General features: G+C 71.2%; 11 protein-coding genes. 9 read left to right on the forward strand and 2 right to left on the reverse strand.

Annotated features, from left to right (window positions below):
- Positions 1-213: 213 nt before the first annotated feature.
- Entirely contained in the window at positions 214-1,224 is a 1,011-nt protein-coding gene (locus tag ISU10_RS18610; RefSeq protein WP_228501323.1) for an NAD(P)-dependent alcohol dehydrogenase, read from the reverse strand.
- Between the two features lie 28 nt (positions 1,225-1,252).
- Positions 1,253-1,849 (reverse strand): DJ-1/PfpI family protein, encoded by a 597-nt coding sequence (locus ISU10_RS18615; protein ID WP_194697935.1) that lies wholly within the window; start codon positions 1,847-1,849, stop codon positions 1,253-1,255.
- A 131-nt stretch (positions 1,850-1,980) separates the two neighbouring features.
- On the opposite strand from ISU10_RS18615, the gene ISU10_RS18620 reads away from it, so the two are divergent.
- From ISU10_RS18620 to ISU10_RS18660, 9 genes are all read left to right on the forward strand, one after another.
- Complete coding sequence (locus ISU10_RS18620; RefSeq protein ID WP_370865668.1) at positions 1,981-4,701, forward strand: helix-turn-helix transcriptional regulator; 2,721 nt, start codon at positions 1,981-1,983, stop codon at positions 4,699-4,701.
- A 117-nt stretch (positions 4,702-4,818) separates the two neighbouring features.
- Positions 4,819-6,174 (forward strand): alpha/beta fold hydrolase, encoded by a 1,356-nt coding sequence (locus tag ISU10_RS18625; RefSeq protein ID WP_194697936.1) that lies wholly within the window; start codon positions 4,819-4,821, stop codon positions 6,172-6,174.
- Between the two features lie 39 nt (positions 6,175-6,213).
- Complete coding sequence (locus tag ISU10_RS18630; protein ID WP_194697937.1) at positions 6,214-7,668, forward strand: MFS transporter; 1,455 nt, start codon at positions 6,214-6,216, stop codon at positions 7,666-7,668.
- Between the two features lie 13 nt (positions 7,669-7,681).
- Positions 7,682-8,821 (forward strand): CPBP family intramembrane glutamic endopeptidase, encoded by a 1,140-nt coding sequence (locus tag ISU10_RS18635; protein WP_194697938.1) that lies wholly within the window; start codon positions 7,682-7,684, stop codon positions 8,819-8,821.
- Positions 8,818-10,215, forward strand: a complete 1,398-nt coding sequence (locus ISU10_RS18640; protein WP_194697939.1) for an MFS transporter — start codon at positions 8,818-8,820, stop codon at positions 10,213-10,215. Before ISU10_RS18635 ends, ISU10_RS18640 begins: the two co-directional genes overlap by 4 nt.
- Before the next feature lie 82 nt (positions 10,216-10,297).
- Positions 10,298-11,650, forward strand: a complete 1,353-nt coding sequence (locus tag ISU10_RS18645; RefSeq protein WP_228501324.1) for a DUF6421 family protein — start codon at positions 10,298-10,300, stop codon at positions 11,648-11,650.
- Complete coding sequence (locus tag ISU10_RS18650) at positions 11,647-12,330, forward strand: SDR family NAD(P)-dependent oxidoreductase (protein ID WP_194697941.1); 684 nt, start codon at positions 11,647-11,649, stop codon at positions 12,328-12,330. The genes ISU10_RS18645 and ISU10_RS18650 overlap by 4 nt, the downstream gene beginning before the upstream one ends.
- On the forward strand, positions 12,327-13,403 hold the full coding sequence (locus ISU10_RS18655; protein WP_194697942.1) for a threonine aldolase family protein: 1,077 nt from the start codon (positions 12,327-12,329) through the stop codon (positions 13,401-13,403). Before ISU10_RS18650 ends, ISU10_RS18655 begins: the two co-directional genes overlap by 4 nt.
- A gap of 115 nt (positions 13,404-13,518) precedes the next feature.
- The gene (locus tag ISU10_RS18660; protein ID WP_194697943.1) at positions 13,519-13,824 is read left to right on the forward strand and encodes an antibiotic biosynthesis monooxygenase; all 306 of its coding nucleotides are present in this window, start codon (positions 13,519-13,521) and stop codon (positions 13,822-13,824) included.
- The last annotated feature ends 11 nt before the right edge of the window (positions 13,825-13,835 follow it).

Raw genomic sequence — 13,835 nt, forward strand, 5'->3', positions numbered from 1 at the left:
GCGCGCCTTCCTCAACCAGCGGGGGTTGTTGTTGGTTGAGGAGGTTGCGCAGCAACCGTCTCGAAACCATGGGGGTGGTCGGCGTTGTCTGGTTTCGAGACAGGCGCTGGCGCGCCTTCCTCAACCAGCGGGGGTTGTTGTTGGTTGAGGAGGTTGCGCAGCAACCGTCTCGAAACCATGGGGGTGGTCGGCGTTGTCTGGTTTCGAGCGAGGCTAGGGCCGGGTGGTGATGGCGACCTTCCCCTGGACCGATCCGGACTCCAACTGCCGCACCGCCAGGGGGGCGTCCGCCAGCGAGTACGTGCGGTCGATGCGGGGGACGACCTGGCCGGCTTCGACCAGCTCGGTGAGCCGCTCGTAGTCGCTGCCACGTTCCTTGGTCACCAGCAGTGCCAGCTTCTGCCGCAGGAAGGGCGAGAGGAGCGCGCCACGGAGCTGACGCCCCATCCCGGTCACCGCGCCGGCCGACTCGCCGCCCACGAAGACCGCAGTACCGCGCGGCTTGAGCGCCTTGCGGAGCCGACGCAGCGACGGGTTGCCCGCGATGTCGAGGATGAGGTCGTAGCGGGCGGCGACCTCGGCGAAGTCGTCGCGGGTGTAGTCGAGGACGTGGTCGGCGCCGAGAGAGGCGACCAGCTGCATCTTGCTCGTGCTGCACACGCCGGTGACCTCGGCGCCGAACGCCTTGGCCAGCTGGACCGCGTAGCTGCCGACGCCGCCCGAGGCGCCGAGCACGAGGACGGACTGTCCGGCGCGTACACCGCCGACATCGACGAGCGCGCGGAGCGCGGTGGCCGCCGAGACGGGCACGACAGCCGCCTCGGTGAACGACAGGTTGGCCGGCTTGGGCGCCAGCTGGGACTCGCGGGCCCGTGCGTACTCGGCGAACGAGCCCGGTGCGACGCCGTACACCTCGTCGCCGATGGCGAAGCGCGTGACGGCCGAGCCGACGGCGACGACGCGACCCGCGACGTCGCGACCCAGGACGGGGTTCTTGGGACGACGAAGGCCCATGGCAAGGCGGACGGCGTAGGGCTTTCCCGTCATCAGGTGCTCGGTGCCGCGGTCGAGCCCGGCTGCGTGCACCTGCACGAGGACGTCGTGGTCGCCGATCTCCGGGCGGGGCACCTCTGCGAGGCGCAAGACCTCGGACGTCCCGTAGCGGTCCTGGACGACGGCACGCATGGTCCCCGTGGTCGTCCCCGTGCTGATCGATGTGCTCATGGGTGTGATCTCCTCTCGGTTCCGGTGGCTACACCGGGGGCTGGGGGTCGTACTGGATGGAGCGACGTACGTCGCGGGCGCGCTCGTCACTAGTGAGACGAGCCACCAGGTGCAGGGACATGTCGATGCCGGCACTCACGCCGGCGCTGGTGACCAGGTCCCCGTCGTCGACGAAGCGCGCCTTGACGTCGGTGATGACGGTCGGGTCGAGCTCGGACAGCAGGTTCAGCGAGGCCCAGTGCGTGGTGGCGCGCCGACCGACCAGCAACCCGGCAGCCGCGTAGACGAGGCTGCCGGTGCAGACCGAGGCCATCAGCGGGACCGACGCGCGCTGCTGCCGGACCCACTCCAGGTGAGTCTGGTCGCGCAGCATCGGACGCGTGCCGGGGCCGCCGGGATGGATCAGTACGTCGAGGGCGGGCGCGTCGAGCATCGAGTAGTGCGCGCCGATGGTCAGGGTCTTGGCGGCGACCACGGGAGCGCCGTCGGCCGAGAAGCAGAAGGCGTTCCACCCGTCGTCGGGGTGCTCCTGGGTCCAGGCGGACAGCACCTCCCAAGGGCCGACGGCGTCGAGCTCCTCGACCCCGTCGAAGACGAGGATCCCGATGTTGCGTCGCTGCTTCATGAGCACTCCCGGTGTCGCGGTGGTGGCGGGCTTCTTGCTCGAATCCTGATCTCGCGCCGACGGAATCGCCCCGGTCAAAGGGCCAGGATCGACAGGGTCCCGACCGGTGGTGCAACGTGTACGTTCGTCGCGTGCTGGTGGGCCGTGAGCGCGAGATGGCGCGCTTCACAGCGCTCGTCGAGGCGGCCCGCAACGGCACGGCTGGCTGCGTCGTCGTGCGGGGAGAGCCTGGGATCGGGAAGTCGGTCCTGATCGACGAGGCCGTGGCCGCGGTGGGAGAGGCGACCGTCCTGCGCACCCAGGGCCTCGAGGTCGAGGCGCCGCTGGCGTTCGCCGCCCTGCACCGGCTCCTTCGCCCGCTGGATCGGCTGCGCGGCCAGCTGCCCGGACCGCAGGCCCGGGCGCTGCGGGTGGCCTTCGGGGAGGAGGACGGCACCTCGGTCGAGCCGTTCCTCATCGGGGTCGCGACCCTGTCGCTGCTCACGGCAGCAGCCGAGGAGAGCCTGGTCGTCTGCGTGGTCGACGACGCCCACTGGCTGGATGCCGCGACGGCGGCCGCCTTGCTGTTCAGCGCGCGCCGGCTGGGGGCGGACCGCGTCGCCATGGTCTTCGCGGCCCGTGAGGGGGAGTGGGCAGGCTTCGACCCGCAAGGGCTGGCCGAGATCGTGCTCACGGGTCTCGACGACCAGGCCTCTCGCGCTCTGCTCGCCGACAGGTGGGGCGAGGCTCCCGCGATCGCGGTGACCGACCGGCTGATCGCCGAGACGCGCGGCAACCCGCTGGCACTGGTCGAGCTGCCCAGCGAGCTCACGCCGAGCCAGCTGCAAGGCACCTCGGAGCTGCCGGCCCAGCTGCACCTGACCGACCGCGTCGAGCAGGTCTTCCTCGACCGCAGCCGCCGCCTGCCGGCGACCGTGCAGTCGGTCCTGCTGCTGGCAGCAGCCGACGACACCGGCGATCTCGACACCATCAGACGTGCCTCGAACCGTCTCGGCCTCCCGGAGGCGGCGCTGCCCGAAGCCGTGGCCTCGGGGCTGCTGGTGTCCGACGCGACGTCGTGCTCGGTGCGGCATCCCCTGGTGCGATCGGCGATCTACCAGGCGGCGTCCGCGTCCGAGCGACGCCAGGTCCACCTGGCGTTGGCCGAGGTGCTCGCCGGCTCGGGGGACCCGGATCGCGAGACCTGGCACCGTGCGTTCGCCGCCGAGGGACCCGACCAGTCACTGGTGTCCGCCCTCGAGCTCGTCGGCACCCGAGCGCTGCGCAGGGGTGGCTACGTCGCCGCGCTGGCGGCGTACGAACGGGCGGCCGGCCTCTCGACGGATCAGGCCCAGCGCGCCGGGCTCACCTTCGCAGCCGCTCGCAGCGCCTGGGCGTGTGGGCAGGCCGCCCATGCTCAGGCACTGCTGACCACTGCGCGGGAGCTGTCGGTCGACCCGCTCCTGCTCTGCGACATCGCTCGGGTGCGCGGGCACATCGAGGTCAACGTCGGTTCGGCCCCGGAGGCGCACCGGATCTTCGTCGAGGCGGCCCACGCGGTGCTCGCCTCGGACCCGGGCCGGGCCCTCGAGACCGGCGTCGCGGCGGCTGTGATGCGCACGTTCGGTGCCGACAGCGGCACGCCCCTGCGCGCGGCAGACCTGCTGGCAGCGACCGAAGCCGACCAAACGGCGCGCACCAGGTGTCTGCGCCACCTCCTGGTCGCCATGACCCACACCGCCCAGGGCGAGTGGCGCGCGGCCGTGGAGGCTCTGGACCTCGCGCTCGACGTCGGCGAGCAGGTCGATGACCGCGATGTCCTCTGGAACCTGGGGAACGCCGCACTCCAGCTTGGGGATGATCGACGCCAGCAGCAGTTCTACTCCTTCGCCCTGTCGCGTGCCCGAGAGGCCGGCGCCGTCACTGCCGTCGTCTACTGCCTGCAGCGGCTGTGCTTCGGGTACTACCTGGCGGGCGACCTCGTCGCGCTCCGCGTGGCCGCTGAGGAGGCCCTCGCCCTTGCCTCGAGCATCGGTCAACGAGCGATGACCGCTCTCCCCGTGGCGTGGCTGACGATGCTGGCCGCACTGCAGGGCAGCGACGAGTACGACGACCTGGTGCAGCGCCTGGAGGAGGTCGTCGCGGCCTCCCCGCTCGGCATCACGGCCGATCCGGTGCACGACCTGGCGCGCTGGGCAGCCGGCATCCGCGCAGCGGGTGCCGGGGACGCCACGGGTGCCCTGCACCAGCTCACGCGGCTGCGCGTTCCGGTGTTCGCGCGGATGGCCGATCCCGAGCGCATCGAGGCGGCGACCCGCTGCCATGAGATCGAAGCGGCCCGCGACCGGACCGAGGAGCTGGCCAGGTTCGCCGAGTCCACCGGCCGGCGCTGGGCACTGGCGAGCGTCGCCTTCGGGCGGGCGCTGACGGCCGAGCCGGACGAGGCCGAGGCGTACTTCGCCGAGGCCCTCTCGCACCACGCCCTCGCGGACCGGCCCCTGGACCAGGCGCGCACCCGGCTCGCGTACGGCGAGTGGCTGCGCCGGGCGCAACGCCGGGTCGATGCCCGCACTCACCTTCGTCACGCCGCTGAGACCTTCCAGGACCTCCGGGCCGAAGCATTGGCCGACCGCGCCAACCAGGAACTACGGGCATCCGGGGAGACCGCGCGGAAGCGCGACCCGTCGACGCTGGTCGACCTCACCCAGATGGAGCTCAAGGTCGCCCAGCTGGTGAGCTCGGGCATGTCCAACAAGGAGGTCGCCGCCCAGTGCTGGATCTCCCCCAGGACCGTGGCCTTCCACCTGCGCAACGTCTTCGCCAAGGCGGGCATCACCTCGCGAGGTGAGCTGGCCAGGCTCGACCTGGGCTGACCCACCGGGTGGCCGTGCACATCCTGGCCATCTGGCCGGGGTGAGCATGCGCCGACCGGCGCACTCTCGACGCAGTGCTCAACACGAGCCCACCTCCACTGCGAGAGCGAGAGAGCCATGAGCGTCGACCTCCACCACACGGCACGACCCGGTGCGTCCACCGAGAGCACCTCGCGACTGACGCGAGTGACCCTCGGCTCGCTCGCCGCTGGCGCGGCGGCAGCGCTCTTGCTGTCCGTCGTGGTGTTCCCGGGAGCCACCGAGGCCGTCATCACCGGGTCGCTCCTGGTCGGCTTCGCGATCGGCTGGGCGATGCTCGCCCTCGTCTCGAGCCGCCGGACAACGCAGCCGCAGTCCTGGGCCAAGGTTCCGGCGATCGCGATGGCGGCGACCGGCATCGCCCTCCAGGCGATCTCGCCGGCAGACGCTGCGCTCACGGCGCTCAACTGGATCTGGCCGCTGCCCCTGCTGGCCCTCGTCGTCTGGATCGCGGTGCAGGTGCGCCGGTCCATGCCGGGATTCGGGCGCTGGCTCCTGGCACCGGTCCTCCTCGTCCTCGCGTTCGCGTCGGTGGGAGCCACCGTCGAGAACGTGTCCTCGCTCGGCGACTCGAGCCCCCGCCCGGCGCCCGGCGACACCTACACCGTCGGCGATCACCGGTTGCACATCGACTGTCGCGGGCACGGCACGCCGATCGTCGTCCTGTTCAACGGCCTCGGCGAGATCTCCGCATCGTGGGCGCGCATCACCGAGAAGGTCGCCGACACCACCCGCGTCTGTGCCTACGACCGCGCAGGCGAAGGCTGGAGCGACGACGTGTCAGAGCCGCAGGACGGTGTCGCCGCCGCCGAGGACCTCCACGCCCTGCTGGCAGCGGCTGGTGAGCAGGGGCCCTTCGTGCTGGCCGGGCACTCCATCGGCGGGCCCTACGCGATGACCTACGCCGAGCTCTACCCGGACGACGTGGCCGGGGCGGTGATGCTCGACAGCTCCAGCCCGTTCCAGCTCACGGCCGTGCCGAGCTACCCCATGCAGTACGCCTTGATGCGGCGCGGGCTCGCCTTGATGCCCACCCTCGCCCGCATCGGCCTGGGTCCTGTGATCAGCGCGGGGTCGCACCTACCGACCGACCAAGCCGACGTCGTCGACGCCATGAACGCGACCCCCCGGGCGATGCGAGTCGCCCGTGACGAGCTGTCGGTGATCCCGGTGGTGTTCGAGCAGGCCCAGTCGCTCACGTCGTTGGGCGACCGGCCGCTGGTCGTGCTGACCAGCTCCGAGCAGGCGGGCACCGAGGGTTGGACCCCAGCCCAGGATCGCATCGCCGCACTCTCGACGGACTCGCAGCACCGCGTCGTCGAGTCCACCCATGCCGGCATGGTCGACGACCCGCACGGGTCGGCCGAGTCCGCGCGCGCCATCTCGTCGGTCGTCATGGCTGTCCGCACGGGCACGCCCCTGACCGCTTCCTGACCTCGTTCATCGCCCCACTCACATCGAAGGAGCACCGTCATGTCCGAAACCCACGCCCACCACTCACGCGCCACCGTCGACGACGAGCAAGGACCTCGCAGGTCCTGGGCTCTGCTCGTCGTCGCACTCGCCGCCCAGATCCTCGTCGTCCTCGACATCTCGGTGGTCAACACCGCGCTCCCCACGATCGGACGCGCCCTCGACCTCGCCGGTGGCGACCTGCAGTGGGTCGTCACGGCCTACGTGATGATGTCCGGCGGCGCGCTGCTCCTCGGCGGCCGGATCTCCGACCTGCTCTCGCGACGCGGGGTCTTCCTGACCGGTCTCGGACTCTTCACCGTGGCCTCGCTGGTCAGCGGGGTCGCCGAGACCGGGCCCCAGCTGATCGCCGCCCGCGCCGTCCAGGGGTTGAGCGCTGCTCTGCTCACACCGTCGGCGCTCTCGCTGATCACCACGACGTACTCCGGGGCGCAGCGCAAGGCCGCTCTCGCTATCTGGGGTGCCGTGGGCAGCCTCGGCGTCGCGGCCGGTGTGCTGGTCGGCGGTGCCATCACGACCTGGACCAGCTGGCAGTTCATCTTCTGGGTCAACGGCCCCATCGGGCTGGTCGCCCTCGTCGTCGGTAGCCGGATCATCGCCAAGGACGCCGTCAGCCGTCCGAGCCTCTCGGCCTTCGACATCCCGGGTGCCGTCACGGTCATCGCCGGTCTCGCCACGCTGGTCTACGCACTCGGCGGCACCGCCACCCACGGCTGGTGGTCGGTGCGCACCGTGGTCACGCTGGCGGTCGCCGTCTCGCTGCTGATCGTGTTCCTCCGGATCGAGCGACGTGCCGCCAAGCCGCTGTTCCCGCCCCACGTCTGGAAGCTGGACAGCCTGGTCTCCGGGACCGCCGTGATGCTCGGCGTGACCGGCATCCTGGTCGGCGCCGTGTTCTTGACCTCGATCTTCTTGCAGACGGTGCTCGGCTACTCGGCACTGCGGACCGGTATCGCGTTCCTGCCGTTCGCGCTCGCCATCACGGTCGGCGCGGTGCTGGCCAAGCACCTGCTCGCGCACCTGTCGCCGCGCACTGTGGCGACCGCGGGCCTGGCCGTCGTGGCCGTTGCCTCCGGCGTGCTCGCCATGGCCGGCGCCGACGCCCACTACGCAGCCGACCTGCTGCCCGGTCTGCTCGCGTCCGGACTCGGCGTCGGCATGGTGTTCGTCCCGGTCTCGGTGACCTCGCTGTCCGGTATCCCGGCTTCCCACGCGGGAGTCGCCTCCGGATTCTTGATGACCGGCCACGAGATCGGCGCAGCGCTCGGGGTTGCGGTCCTGTCCGCGATCGCCAGCACCGCCGGCTCGCTCGTCTCGGCGCAGGGCGCGGCCGACGCGTTCTCGCGCGGGTTCGTCGGCGCGGCAGCGATGGCGGCCGTGGTCGCGGTGTTCGCACTCGTCCGGATGCCTGCCGCTCGCGTCGCCGACGGCGGCGGACACCTCCACCTGCACTGAGAGGCGGAGTCCGATGAGGGCCGCTGACAGCCGGCGCGTGGGCGAGGCGGTGGGGTTCGTCGCCACCTGGGTGCTCCTGGGGTACCTGCTCCAGGGCAACGCCGATCTCTACCTCCTGCTGGGGATTCCCCTCACGATCGCCTTCCAGGTCCTGGTGCGCCGCCGGCCGGTGCGTGAGCTGTGGGTCCGCGACGCGACCCGGTTCGTGCTCGACCGGCGGGGCTGGGTGCTGGCCCTGCTGCTGGCACTCACGCCTGCGTACTTCGGGACGCAGGCCCTCATCGAGGGTGACTGGTCACTGACCGGCTGGTACGCCGCAGCTGTCGCGGGCGCCGCCGCGGCAGCCTTCGCGGTGCGATCCAGCACGGTGAGTGCCGTCGTACGCTCCGCCGCGCTTCCCCTGGCCGTAGGTGTCGTCGGCAACGTCGTCGTGCTCGGTGGCGCCCACCTCGCCACCGGCACGTCGGTCGACGTGGTCGCGATGCTCGGAGCGGCGCTCAAGTCACTGGCGCTCTACTTCCCGCTGACCTTCGTGATCGAGGAGGTGGCGTTCAGGGGTGCGCTGGACGCGCACGTGCACCACCCGGGCGAAATCCGCGGATGGTCGACCGCTCTCCTCGTCTCGGCGCTGTGGGGGCTCTGGCACCTGCCGGTCTCGAGCGGCCTGCCGTTCCCCGTCCTCGTCCTCTCACTGGTGGTGTGGCACTGCCTGGTCGGCGTACCGCTCTCGTTCGCCTGGCGGCGCAGCGGAAACCTGGCCGGCCCCGCACTCGCCCACGCCGGCCTCGACGCCGTCCGCAACGCGCTCATGCTCGGCCTCCGAGTGCAGGGACAGACCCGGTCGAACCTGGCCATTCGGCCGGTTCGAGCGATCGCGGTCGGCGGGAGCGTGGAGCCACGAGCCAACCACGGCCCGGACCAGATCGAACCAGACCAGACAAGGCGTGATCACGATGGACGCTCAGCCCACGATCTCGGAGTCCCCCCGGCACTCGGCCCTCTCCCACGGCGGTCCGGTGGTCTGCTGGTGCGGCCAGGACATCGAGCACCTGCAGGCGTCGTACTGCCCTCGTTGTGGCACCGCGTTCCGGCGCACCGCCACTGCCGGGACGTCCGCACTCGGTCTGGCTGCGTGACGACGTGTCCGCCGTGACCACCCTGACGAGCAGCACGTACGCCGCGACGCGACGTCACCCGGCCACTCTCGCGCTGTTGGTGTCCGCCCAGTTCCTGGTGATGCTCGACGCCTCGATCGTCAACGTGGCGCTGCCCTCGATCCAGTCCGACCTCGGCTTCGGCCCGGCGAGCATTACGTGGGTCGTGAACGCCTACGTCCTCGCGTTCGGCGGACTCCTGCTGCTCTCGGGTCGCTTCGCCGACATGTTCGGCCGCCGCCGGGTCTTCGTCGCCGGCTCGTCGCTGTTCACCGTGGGCACCCTCCTGGCCGCGACCGCCGGCGGTCAGGAGCAGCTCCTGGCCGGTCGCCTGGTCCAGGGCGTCGGCGCCGCGGCCCTCAGCCCGGCAGCCATGTCCCTGCTGCTGTCGGCATTCCCTGGTGAGCAGCGGGCGAGGGCGATGGCTACCTGGGGCGCGGCCTCCGCCTTGGGCGGCGCAACCGGCGTGATGGCCGGGGGACTTCTCGCCGGTTCGTTCGGCTGGCGCTCGGTCTTCCTGGTCACGGTGCCGTTCTCGTGCACCGCCGCCTTCGTGGCCAGGCGCCTCCTCGCCGAGTCTGCTCTGAGCGCAGCTCGCAGGTTCGACGTGGTCGGTGCCGCGACGGTCACCGCCGCGGTGATCGCCCTGGTGCACGGCGCGGTCGATGCGGTCGACCTCGGTTGGGACTCTCCCCGCGTCCTCATCACGCTGGCAGGCGCGGTCGTCTTCGCGGGGGGCTTCGTGGCGGTGGAGCGACGCGTGCCGGACCCACTGGTCCCGCTCGAGCTCTTCAGGTCGCGAGCACTCAGCCGCGGTGTCGCGTTGGCCGTGCTCGGAGCAGGAGCCCGGGCCTCGAGCTTCGTGCTGGTCGCGCTCTACTTCCAGCAGGCTCTCGCCATGGCTCCGCGGGAGGCAGGGCTGGCCATGGTGCCCACGTCTGTCGCTGGGTTCGCCATCTCCATGACCGTCCTGCCGCGCCTGCTGAAGGCAGTCGAACCGCAACGGTTGGTCGTCGTCGGCCTGGTGGTCCTCGCCGCCGGCCATCTCTGGCTGGCCAACGTGTCGCAACACGGCGGCTACGCGCTCGGCGTCCTGCCGGGTCTGATTCTCGTCGCAGCCGGGGTCGCCCTCAGCTTCACGCCGACCACCATGGTCGTGGCCGCCTCGGTGCCGGAGGCCCACGCCGGACTGGCCTCGGGCCTGGCAGCGACGGCCTCGCAGGTCGGCGGCGCGCTCGGGACTGCGACGTTCATCGTCGTCGGCCTCTCGGTGGCGGACTCGGGCTCGCGCGTGCTCGGCCCGGCCGGCTTCTCCGCAGCCTTCACCGCCGCCGCTGCGGTTGCGCTCGGGACGGCTGCCCTCGGTGCTCGCGGCCTTTTCGCCGCTCGCTGACCCATGTCCTATGCTTCCTCCGGTCAGGCAAATCTTCGAGATCAGGGGAGTGAAAGAGCAAATGCTGTCGGCAAACACAGAGATGACCGAACTCTTTGCGGGCAACATCGTCGATCATCCCGCCTGGTCCGACCTCAAGGCAGCCGTCGAGCGCGTCCGCGCCTGGCAGGTCGCTGACGGGTCCGTGGACCTGGAGGCACACGGGGCGCCGAGCGAGTCGGCGCTGCGCGACGCCGTCGAGGAGATCGTTGCCGGAGTGCAGCGGTTGAGCCCGCTGCTGCCCCACGACGCGGCCTACCACGCCGCTCTGGTCGGCGACCTGCGTCGCTGGGCGGACGACGGCTTCGGCGTGCCTGACTTCCTCGACAGCCTGATGGCCTTCCAGCCGGCGGTCGACCGCACCGACAAGCGCCAGCACCTCGTGGTGTTCGCGATGTACACCCAGAACGGCAACCCGCATCGCAACCTCGAGGCCGTCGTACTGCGCATGGTGTGGCCCGACTGGCTCGCCGAGCTGGAGAGCACCCGGTTCGACAACCCGCTGTTCTGCGGGATCACCTTCGAGGACTTCACCGCCGGCTACGACACCCACTCGGCCGTGTTCTTCCCCGAGACGATCGCTGTCCGCGAGACGCCCGAGCGGTTCACCTGGGGCGGCATCTTCTGCGACCGCGAGGCGGCCCGCTTCCGCCAGGTCGCCACCGCAGCGGTCGAGACGCTGAGGCTCGACGTCCCCGACGACGGCCGAGCACTCCTCGAGGACCAGCAGCGGTGCGAGGAGGCGTTCGTGCTCTGGGACATGGTCCACGACCGAGCCCACAGCCGGGGCGACCTCCCCTTCGACCCGTTCATGATCAAGCAGCGCCAGCCGTTTTGGATGTACGCCCTCGAGGAGCTGCGCTGCGACCTCACCGCGTTCCGGGCAGCCGTCGAGCTGGAGGGCGAGGGCACCGGCCCGGCCCGCGACGTCCAGTACGCCGTGCTCCTCGACCGGATGTTCCGCTTCCCGGTGACCGGTGCTCGCCAGCGCAACTACGACGGCCTCGGCGGTCAGCTGCTGTTCGCCTACCTGCACCAGCACGACGCGCTGCGCTGGACCGACAACTCCCTGCGCATCGACTGGGCCTTGGCCACGGAGGTCACCGGGAGGCTGCTCGACGAGATCGAGACCCTCTACCGCGACGGCATCGACCGACCCAAGGTCGTGCACTGGCTGCGCGGCTACGAGCTGGTCGCCCGCTACGTGACTCCGCACCCGGCGTCGCGCTGGGCCAAGGGCGCCGAGGCACTCGACTTCCACCAGCCACCGCGGGCGCTGGTCGACGACGTGCTGCCCGACGAGTTCCCGCTGAGCATGTTCTTCGAGGCGCTGGCCAAGAAGCTGCACGAGGTGATCGCCGAGACTCGCGGCATCACCAGGGCCGGTGCGGCATGACGGACCTCAGCGGCAAGGTGATCGCGGTCGCCGGCGCCGGTGGCTCCGCAGGTCGGGCGACCGTCGCGCGGCTGACGGCCGCCGGGGCGACCGTCGCCGCGGCCGACGCCGACGCGTCCCGGGTCGTGGGAGTCGCGGGGGCCAGCGTCGTCGACCTTCTCGACGCGGCGGCGACCCGAGCGTGGATCGACGGCGTCGAGCAGACCCACGGGAGGCTCGACGGCCTGGTCCACCTCGTCGGCGGCTGGCGCGGCGGCAAGGAGCTCGACGACGGCGCCCTGGCCGACTGGGCGGCTCTCGCACCACTCCTGGTCGAGACGGTGGCGAGCACCTCGGTGGCAGCACGCGAGGCGCTGGTGCGCACCGATGGGCGCTTCGCAGTGGTCAGCGCGACCGGTGCCCACCATCCGACTGCGGGCAACGCCGCCTATGCCGCGGCCAAGGCCGCTGCCGAGGCCTGGACGCTCGCCCTCGCCGACTCCTTCGCCAAGTCCGGCGCAGGGGCTGCCGTCGTGCTCGTCGTCAAGGCGCTGGTCGACGACGCGATGCGAGCGGCCAAGCCCGACGCTGCGTTCGCCGGCTTCACCCACGTCGACGAGCTGGCCGAGACCATTGCCGGGCTGTGGGCCCGGCCCACCCGCGAGCTGAACCGAACCCGCCAGTGGATGATCGAGCCGTGACCCTCTCCGACACCAGCTCAGCAGCGGTCCGCCGTCACGACCCCGAGGTGCGCGGCTTCGCCAGCGACAACTACGCGGGTGTGCATCCGCAGGTCCTGGCTGCCCTGGCGCACGCCAACGGCGGCCACCAGACTGCCTACGGCGACGACGCCTACACGGCCCACCTCGGCGACCTGATGCGCGAGCTGTTCGGCGGCTCGGTCGAGACCTACCCGGTCTTCAACGGCACCGGCGCCAACGTCGTCGCCCTGCAGGCGCTGACCGACCGGTGGGGTGCGGTGATCTGCGCCGAGACCGCGCACGTCAACGTCGACGAGGGCGGTGCGCCCGAGCGCGTGGGCTCGATCAAGCTGCACACCGTGCCGACGCCCGACGGCAAGCTCACTCCCGAGCTCGTCGACCGCCAGGCCTTCGGGTTCGACGACGAGCACCGCGCGATGCCGCAGGTCGTCTCGATCACCCAGTCCACCGAGCTCGGCACCCTCTACACCCCTGACGAGATCCGGGCGCTGGCCGACCACGCGCACGGGCTCGGCATGAGCCTGCACCTCGACGGGGCGCGGATCGCCAACGCCACGGCCGCACTCGGCACGCCCGTGCGCGAGTTCACCACCGACGCCGGCGTCGACCTGGTCTCCTTCGGCGGCACCAAGACCGGCGCGCTCGCTGCCGAGGCCGTGGTCGTCCTCGCCCCCGAGAAGGTCCGCCACCTCAAGCACCTGCGCAAGCTGTCGATGCAACTGGCCTCCAAGATGCGGTTCGTCTCGGTGCAGCTCGAGGCCCTGCTGGCCGACGGGCTGTGGCTCGAGCTGGCCGGTCACGCCAACACGATGGCGCAGCGCCTGGCTGCGGGCGTCCGCGAGGTCGACGGGGTCGAGATCCTCTACCCCGTGCAGGCCAACGCCGTCTTCGCCCGGCTGCCCCACGACGTGAGCACCCGACTCATGGAGCGCTACCGGTTCTACTTCTGGGACGAGGCTTCCGGGCACGTGCGGTGGATGTGTGCCTTCGACACGACCGAGGCCGACGTCGACGGCTTCCTCGCGGCGTTGCGCGAGGAGATCGCCCGCTAGGTTCCTGCCTGATGCAGCGGTGTGGGCGTTGTGGTTCCTGCGCTCTCCGCCCTAGCCTCCGACCAACCGGCCCCGGCGTGCTGAGCGGGGCCATCCCAGAGGGAGATGGTCAGGCATGTGGGCACAGGTACAGCGGGTCAAGACGAGTCCCGAGGGGGACGCCGAAGTGCTCGAGGTCTTCGACCAGTTGCGCGCCATCGAGCAGGAGGACTCCGGTCTCTTGCAGACCTTGGTGCTGCGCAGCCAGGCCGATCCGGCCGACGTCTTCGTGGTGGTCGTGTTCGAGAGTGAGGAGAAGGCCCGCGCACGCGAGGTGGATCCTCGGCGCCAGGAGCCGCTTGAGCGCATCCGCGGAGCGATGGGGAACCTCCTGGACGGCCCGCCTGAGTTCTTCGACTGCGACGTCCTCGTGAACCGGTAGTCGCCAGACGC

Origin of the sequence: Nocardioides agariphilus (assembly GCF_015352445.1) — a bacterium.
In the GTDB taxonomy this organism is placed as follows: Bacteria; Actinomycetota; Actinomycetes; order Propionibacteriales; family Nocardioidaceae; genus Nocardioides; species Nocardioides agariphilus.

What these genes read in the sequence shown, in the direction of transcription:
- ISU10_RS18610 (WP_228501323.1), bottom strand. Translation starts at nt 1,224, where the DNA reads ATGAGCACATCGATCAGCACGGGGACGACCACGGGGACCATGCGTGCC.
- ISU10_RS18615 (WP_194697935.1), bottom strand. Translation starts at nt 1,849, where the DNA reads ATGAAGCAGCGACGCAACATCGGGATCCTCGTCTTCGACGGGGTCGAG.
- ISU10_RS18625 (WP_194697936.1), top strand. Translation starts at nt 4,819, where the DNA reads ATGAGCGTCGACCTCCACCACACGGCACGACCCGGTGCGTCCACCGAG.
- ISU10_RS18630 (WP_194697937.1), top strand. Translation starts at nt 6,214, where the DNA reads ATGTCCGAAACCCACGCCCACCACTCACGCGCCACCGTCGACGACGAG.
- ISU10_RS18635 (WP_194697938.1), top strand. Translation starts at nt 7,682, where the DNA reads ATGAGGGCCGCTGACAGCCGGCGCGTGGGCGAGGCGGTGGGGTTCGTC.
- ISU10_RS18645 (WP_228501324.1), top strand. Translation starts at nt 10,298, where the DNA reads ATGACCGAACTCTTTGCGGGCAACATCGTCGATCATCCCGCCTGGTCC.
- ISU10_RS18650 (WP_194697941.1), top strand. Translation starts at nt 11,647, where the DNA reads ATGACGGACCTCAGCGGCAAGGTGATCGCGGTCGCCGGCGCCGGTGGC.
- ISU10_RS18660 (WP_194697943.1), top strand. Translation starts at nt 13,519, where the DNA reads ATGTGGGCACAGGTACAGCGGGTCAAGACGAGTCCCGAGGGGGACGCC.